Source organism: Stenotrophomonas sp. FW305-C-20-S1 (assembly GCF_058783335.1).
The window spans coordinates 1-6,931 of record NZ_JBYTEK010000071.1 but is presented as its reverse complement, the minus strand read 5'-3'; the positions used below and the strand labels follow the sequence as shown (position 1 = coordinate 6,931).

The 6,931-nt window shown below is 67.1% G+C and carries 6 protein-coding genes; 3 read left to right on the top strand and 3 right to left on the bottom strand.

What is annotated here, in order from left to right:
• Positions 1–19: 19 nt before the first annotated feature.
• Positions 20–328: a hypothetical protein gene (locus AC3WTC_RS20355; RefSeq protein ID WP_492712413.1), complete on the bottom strand. Its 309-nt coding sequence runs from the start codon at positions 326–328 to the stop codon at positions 20–22.
• Positions 329–498: 170 nt separating this feature from the next.
• On the opposite strand from AC3WTC_RS20355, the gene AC3WTC_RS20350 reads away from it, so the two are divergent.
• Positions 499–2,529: a M3 family metallopeptidase gene (locus AC3WTC_RS20350; protein WP_492712412.1), complete on the top strand. Its 2,031-nt coding sequence runs from the start codon at positions 499–501 to the stop codon at positions 2,527–2,529.
• A gap of 74 nt (positions 2,530–2,603) precedes the next feature.
• Here AC3WTC_RS20350 and AC3WTC_RS20345 read toward each other — a convergent pair whose 3' ends face one another.
• Positions 2,604–3,404 (bottom strand): SDR family oxidoreductase, encoded by an 801-nt coding sequence (locus AC3WTC_RS20345; protein ID WP_492712411.1) that lies wholly within the window; start codon positions 3,402–3,404, stop codon positions 2,604–2,606.
• On the bottom strand, positions 3,401–3,967 hold the full coding sequence (locus AC3WTC_RS20340; RefSeq protein WP_025877318.1) for a DUF1415 domain-containing protein: 567 nt from the start codon (positions 3,965–3,967) through the stop codon (positions 3,401–3,403). Before AC3WTC_RS20340 ends, AC3WTC_RS20345 begins: the two co-directional genes overlap by 4 nt.
• A 195-nt stretch (positions 3,968–4,162) precedes the next feature.
• Here AC3WTC_RS20340 and AC3WTC_RS20335 point away from each other — a divergent pair, with 195 nt between their 5' ends.
• Positions 4,163–5,629 carry a benzaldehyde dehydrogenase gene (locus AC3WTC_RS20335; protein ID WP_492712410.1) on the top strand — a complete coding sequence of 489 codons (1,467 nt, stop codon included), beginning with the start codon at positions 4,163–4,165 and terminating at the stop codon, positions 5,627–5,629.
• Between the two features lie 17 nt (positions 5,630–5,646).
• Positions 5,647–6,774, top strand: a complete 1,128-nt coding sequence (locus tag AC3WTC_RS20330; RefSeq protein ID WP_025877316.1) for an NAD(P)-dependent alcohol dehydrogenase — start codon at positions 5,647–5,649, stop codon at positions 6,772–6,774.
• Positions 6,775–6,931 lie beyond the last annotated feature (157 nt).

The following is a 6,931-nucleotide window of genomic DNA, read 5'->3' as shown; positions in this document are numbered from 1 at the left end:
GTCTGTTTCGTCGGCAGCGTCAGATGTGGAGAAGAGACAGGCCCTGGGCCAGGGCCTGCAGCCACAGCAGCACGCAGATGACGAATTCGCGCTCGTGGCCCAGCCGCACCTGGCTGGCACCGCGCTCGATCACTTCGAAGGGATACCATTCCTGCTCGTCGCTGAACCTGCCGCCCTGGCGCTGCAGTGCCTGCAACTGCTGCAGGTGGCGCGGCGCATCATCGCCCGCATCGCACAGCGCGGCGATCCAGGCCAGTTCAGTCGGGCTGGCCGACAGCGCCAGCGTTGGTGAACGTACTGCGGATGGAGCTGGAGCCAGACCTTCCATGTGGGGCCTCCTCGACACGTTCCGCTGCGGTCTCCCCCGCGCCGCAAGCTTCAGCCGGCGGCCGTAAGGCCGACGTGAACAATGGCCCGCCGCCCCTTGTCTGCCGGCCCGGCCAGCGCCATATCGATCTGGCTGCCCGCGCTGCCGGGCCCGTACTCTGGAGACCTGCCGTGACCGTTGCCAACCCCCTGCTCGATTTTTCCGGCCTGCCGCGCTTCGAGGCGATCCGCCCCGAGCATGTGGCGCCGGCGCTGGACGTGCTGCTGGCGCAGGCCGAAGCGGCGGTCAGCGCTGCCGAGCAGGTGCAGCCGGTAACCTGGCAGACCTTCGTCACCCCGCTGGACGACGCCACCGAACGCCTGTGGCGCGCCTGGGGCCTGGTGGGCCACCTGCAGGGCGTGGTCAACACGCCGGAACTGCGTGAGGCCTACAACAGCAACCTGCCGCGGGTGACCCGCTTTGCCAGTGCGCTGGGCCAGAATCTGGCGCTGTATCGCCAGTACCAGGCGCTGGCGGCCAGCACCGAAGCGGCTGGTTTTGATGAGGCGCGCCGCAAGGTGCTGGACAACACCCTGCGTGATTTCCGCCTCGGCGGTGCTGAACTGGATGCGGACGCGCAGCAGCGTTTTTCCGCCATCAAGGAGGAACTGTCGGCGCTGTCGGCGAAGTTCTCGCAGAACGTGCTCGACGCCACCGATGCGTGGTCGCTGATCGTCGAAGACCCGGCGCGCCTGGCCGGCGTGCCGGACGACGTGAAGGCTGCTGCACGCGCCGCTGCGGAAAAAGACGGCAAGGCAGGCTGGAAGCTGACCCTGCAGATGCCGTGCTACCTGCCGGTGCAGACCTGGGGCGAGGACCGCGACCTGCGCGAGATCCTGTACCGCGCCAGCGCGCAACGCGCCTCCGAGTTCGGCGACGATGCGCTGGACAACGGCGGCAACATCGATCGCATCCTTGCACTGCGTGCCGAGCTGGCCGCGCTGCTGGGCTTTGATTCCTACGCCGACTATTCGGTGGCCACCAAGATGGCCAGCGACCCCGCCGAAGTGCTGGGCTTCCTGCGTGACCTGGCCGCGCGCGCCAAGCCGTTCGCCGCCAAGGACCGCGCCGAGCTGGAGCAGTTCGCCCGCGAGCATCTCGGTATCGACAGCCTGCAGGCCTGGGATCTGGCGTTCGCCGCCGACCGCCTGAAGCAGGCGCGTTACAGCTACTCCGAGCAGGAAGTGAAGCAGTATTTCACCGAACCGAAGGCACTCGGCGGCCTGTTCTCGGTGATCGAGCAGCTGTACGGCCTGCGCGTGCAGGAAGACAGCGCGCCGGTCTGGCATGAGGACGTGCGCTTCTTCCGCCTGGTGGATGCGCAGGGCGCCCTGGTCGGCCAGTTCTACCTGGACCTGTACGCCCGCGAGGGCAAGCGTGGCGGCGCGTGGATGGATGACTGCCGCAACCGCCGCGAGCGCGCCGATGGCAGCGTACAGACGCCGCTGGTGTACCTGGTGTGCAACTTCGGCCGTGGTGCCGATGGCAAGCCGGCAACCTTCAGCCACAATGAAGTGACCACGCTGTTCCATGAAATGGGCCATGGCCTGCATCAGCTGCTGACCCGCATCGGCGAACTGGGCGTGGCCGGCATCAACGGCGTGGAGTGGGACGCGGTGGAGCTGCCCAGCCAGTTCATGGAGAACTTCTGCTGGGAATGGGACCACCTGCAGGGCATGACCGCGCATGTGGAAACCGGCGAGCCGCTGCCGCGCGCGCTGTACGAGCGCATGCTGGCCGCACGCAACTTCCACAGCGGCATGGCCACCGTGCGCCAGTTGGAATTCGGTCTGTTCGACATGCTGCTGCACAGCCAGTTCGAGGCGGCGCAGGACAGCGTGCTGGCACTGCTTGAGCGGGTGCGTGCGGAAGTGGCGGTGAACCATCCGCCGAGCTGGAATCGCTTCCCGCACCAGTTCAGCCATATCTTCGCCGGTGGCTATGCCGCCGGTTACTACAGCTACAAGTGGGCCGAAGTATTGAGCGCCGATGCCTACGCCGCGTTCGAGGAAGCGCCGCAGGCGCTGGCCGCAACCGGCGCGCGTTTCCGCGACGAGGTGCTGTCGCGCGGCGGCAGCCGCCCGGCCGCCGAGAACTTCAAGGCCTTCCGAGGCCGTGCGCCGCAGATCGACGCACTGCTGCGCCATTCGGGCATGGCGTAAGCACGCTATCGCCATCCACGCATGGCGTGGATCTACCGGAATGCCGGCCAGCGGCCGGCACTACCGAAGGCGGTTCATTCGGCGTAGATCATCTTCCGGGTCATGCCGCCGTCGACAATGAAGTCCTGGCCGGTGCTGAAGCCGGACAACGAGGACAGCAGGTACACCGCCAGTGCGCCGATGTCCTCGGGTTCGCCGACGCGGCCAACCGGATGCTGGGCGTGGTCGGTGGCCGAGTACTGCGGCACGTGCCGGCGTGACGGTGCCTGCCAGGCATCGGTGCTGATCCAGCCGGGGCTGATGCTGTTCACCCGCACCGCCGGTCCCGCACTGATGGCCAGTGCATGGGTGAAGGCCACCAGCCCGCCCTTGGCCGCAGCGTAGGCTTCGCTGTGCGCCTCGGACTGCCAGGCGCGCGTCGATGCGATGTTGATGATCGCGCCTGCGTCGGCCGACAACGCCGGCAATGCGTGCTTGCTGCACAGGAACGCGCCATGCAGCGATGACAGCCGGCGCTGCCATTCTTCCCAGTCCATGTCCTGCAGCAGGGTGCCGTGCGGCCCGGCGATGCCGGCATTGTTGACTAGGCCGTCGATGCGCCCGAAGCGTTGCAGGGCCGCCGCGATGAAGTCGCGCACGCTGCTTTCGTCGGTGATGTCCAGCCGCTGGAACGCGGCATCATCGCCGCGCTGCCATTCGGCCAGGCAGGCATGGCCCGCCTCCACATCCAGATCGCCGATCAGCACACGGCCGCCGGCCCCGAGCACCGCCTGGGCGATGCCGCGGCCGATGCCGTTGGCACCGCCGGTGACCAGCACCACCCTGCCGTGCAGCGGCGCAGCCGGCCAGGTGGCAATCGGCGGCACCGTGCTCATGACAGGTCGTCGCCGCGCAGGCGACGGTGCCAGCCCTCGACACCGATCCGGTCCAGGGTCTGGATGTTGCGCTCGACGATCACGTCCGGGTCCGGGTAGACATCCACCGCGCGTGCCACGCTGTCTTCGCGCAGCAGGTGCAGGGTGGGGTAGGGCGCGCGGTTGGTGTAGTTGCTGGCGTCATCGGCGGCGACGCCATCGAACTGGTAGTCCGGATGGAAGCTGGCCACCTGCAGGATGCCCTGCAGGTCCAGCGCTTCGATCGCCGCATCGGCGTTGTCGAGGAAGTCGTTGTAGTCGAGGAAGTCGGTCAGTACCTGCGGATGCACGATCAGGGTGGTATCGATCTGCTCGGCCGGCGTGTCGCGCAGCAGCACCAGTTCCTCGGCCAGTTCTTCCACCAGGGCTTCGGGTGTGGTCGCGTCGCTCAGCACGATGCGGACCTGGTCCTTCACGTACACCGCCTTGGCGAACGGGCACAGGTTCAGGCCGATGACGATGCGCTCCAGCCACAGGCGGGTGGCGGCGATCGGGTCATCGGTGGGCAGGGGGGTGTCGGTCATGGCGGGCGCATCGGCTGGCGGGGGTGGCCATTGTAGGCGGGCCGCTGCAGGGGCGCCGTTCACTGTGCAGGAACTGGACAACGGCGATGCTGGAAATTCCCGTCGATTCAATCCCTTGCCGACATCACGCCAATGGCCGATTGCCGACGCTGCTGGCCAGGCGTGCAATGGCGGCACGACACAGGAGGACTTTTCATGACTGCATCTTCCCCATGGCTGCCGGACGCACTCTGGTCAGGCGCCTTCTTCGACGGTCAATGGAGCGCCGCTGCACAGCGCCAGCCGGTGATCGAGCCCGCCACCGGGCACTCGCTTGGCGAAATCGGCCTGGCCGATGCGGCGCAGGTCGCACGTTCGGCGGCCGCTGCGGCGCAGGCGCAACAGGCATGGGCGGCAGCGCCGTACGAACAGCGCGCCGAGGTGCTGCGCAAGGCTGCACGCCTGGCCGAAGAAAACATCGATACGCTGGTCGACTGGCTGGTCCGTGAAAGTGGCTCCACCCGCCTGAAGGCCGGTTTCGAAGCCAAGGTGACCATCAAGGCGCTGCATGAGGCCGCCGCGCTGCCTTCGCGCAGCGTGGGTGAGATCCTGCCGTCCGAACCTGGGCGGCTGAACCTGGCGCGGCGCCGTCCGCTGGGTGTGGTGGGGGTGATCTCTCCGTTCAATTTCCCGCTGTACCTGGCGATGCGCGCGGTGGCGCCGGCGATCTCGCTCGGCAATGCCGTGGTGCTCAAGCCGGACCCGCGCACGGCGGTGTGTGGTGGTGCGGTGATCGCACGCCTGTTCGAGCAGGCTGGTCTTCCGCAGGGTGTGCTGCAGATGTTGCCCGGCGACGGCGCCGCCGGTGCCGCGCTGACCAGCGACCCGCATGTGGCGATGATCCAGTTCACCGGCTCGACGGCGGCCGGACGCAAGGTTGGCGAAGCCGCCGGCAAGCACCTGAAAAAGGTGTCACTGGAGCTGGGCGGCAAGAACGCGCTGATCATCCTTGACGATGCGGATCTCGACCTGGCTGTAGCCAACACCGCCTGGGGGGTGTACCTGCACCAGGGCCAGATCTGCATGGCCACCGGCCGTGTGCTGGTACAGCGCAGCATCCACCAGGCCTTCCTGCAGAAGCTGGTGGCCAAGGCGAAGTCGCTGAAGGTGGGTGACCCGGCACGCGAGGATGTTGCGCTGGGCCCACTGATCAATGCCGCGCAACGCGACCATGCGGCGCGTGTGGTCGACGACGCGGTGAAGGCGGGTGCCACGCTTGAAACCGGCGGCACCCACCAGGACCTGTTCTTCGCACCCACCGTGCTCGGCAACGTCAGTGTCGACAATCCGGCGTTCAACGAAGAGATCTTCGCGCCAGTAGCGGTGGTGGTGCCGTTCGATGACGACGACGAAGCCGTGCGCCTGGCCAATGACAGCGAGTACGGCCTGTCGATGGCGATCGTCTCCCGCAATGTCGGCCGCGCGCTGAAGCTGGGCGAGCGCCTGCGCACCGGTCTGCTGCACATCAACGACCAGACCGTGAACGACGAGGTCATCAATCCCTTCGGTGGGGTAGGGGCGTCCGGCAACGGCACCAGCATCGGCGGCCCGTCCAACGTGGAGGAATTCACCCAGTGGCAATGGATGACGGTCAAGGGCGAAGCCCCGGCCTATCCCATCTGATCGAGGAGAACGCAACGATGAGCAGCAACAGTGGATCGCGTGACATCACCGCCGCGGTGGTACGCGGCAAGGAACAGCCCTTTGTCATCGAGCAGGCGCGCCTGCGCGGCCCGCAGGACGACGAAGTGCTGGTGAAGATCGTAGCGACCGGCCTGTGCCATACCGATCTGATCGTGCGCGACCAGTACTATCCGGTGCCGCTGCCGGCGGTGCTGGGCCATGAGGGTGCGGGCATCGTCGAGGCGGTCGGCCCCAACGTACGCGAGCTGAAGGCCGGCGACCATGTCGTGCTGACCTACGGCCAATGCGGCCACTGCAATCCCTGTCGTGGTGGCCACGGTGCGTACTGCCGCGATTTCTTCGCGCTGAATTTCGGTGGTGATGATGGCCACGGCCATACCGCCATCACCGATGCACAGGGCCAACCGCTGCACGATCACTTCTTTGCACAGTCGTCGTTCGCCACGTTTGCGCTGGCGCGCGAGATCAATGCGATCAAGGTGCCTGACGATGCGCCGCTGGAGCTGCTCGGTCCGCTGGGCTGCGGCATCCAGACCGGTGCCGGTGCGGTGCTCAACTCGCTGCAGGTGCGATCGGGCAGCAGCTTCGCCAGCTATGGCGCCGGTGCGGTCGGCCTGAGTGCGGTGATGGCGGCCAAGGTGGCCGGCGCTACCACCATCATCGCCATCGACGTGGTGCCGTCGCGGTTGCAGCTGGCCATGGAACTGGGCGCCACCCATGTGGTCAACAGCCGCGAGACCGATGTGATCGAGGCGGTGCGCGCGATCACCGGTGGTGGCGCCGATTTCGCGCTGGAATCGACCGGGCGCCCGGAAGTGCTGTCGGCCGGCATCGAAGCGCTCGGCGGGCTTGGCATGATGGGCGTGGTCGGTGCGCCGAAGCTGGGCACCACTGCCAGTTTCGATGTGAACAACCTGCTGCTGGGTGGCCGCAGCATCCGTGGCATTGTCGAGGGTGACAGCGTGCCGCAGGTGTTCATTCCGCAGCTGGTGACGCTGTACCAGCAGGGGCGCTTCCCGTTCGACAGGCTGGTGAAGTTCTATCCGCTGGAGCAGATCAACCAGGCGGCCGAGGACAGCACGCGGGGGATTACGCTGAAGCCGATTCTGCGGATCGCGGCGTGAGGTGAGGGTGGGGTGGGTTTGCAGGGCTGCGCCCTGCACCTGCCGAATCAACGGCAACGGCAACGGCAACGGCAAAAGCGGGCATTCCGTGGGATGGCGGGGTGGGTCCGGTTGCGGGGGACGCTGCAAGTACGTCCATGTAAGCTCGGTCGCCGCA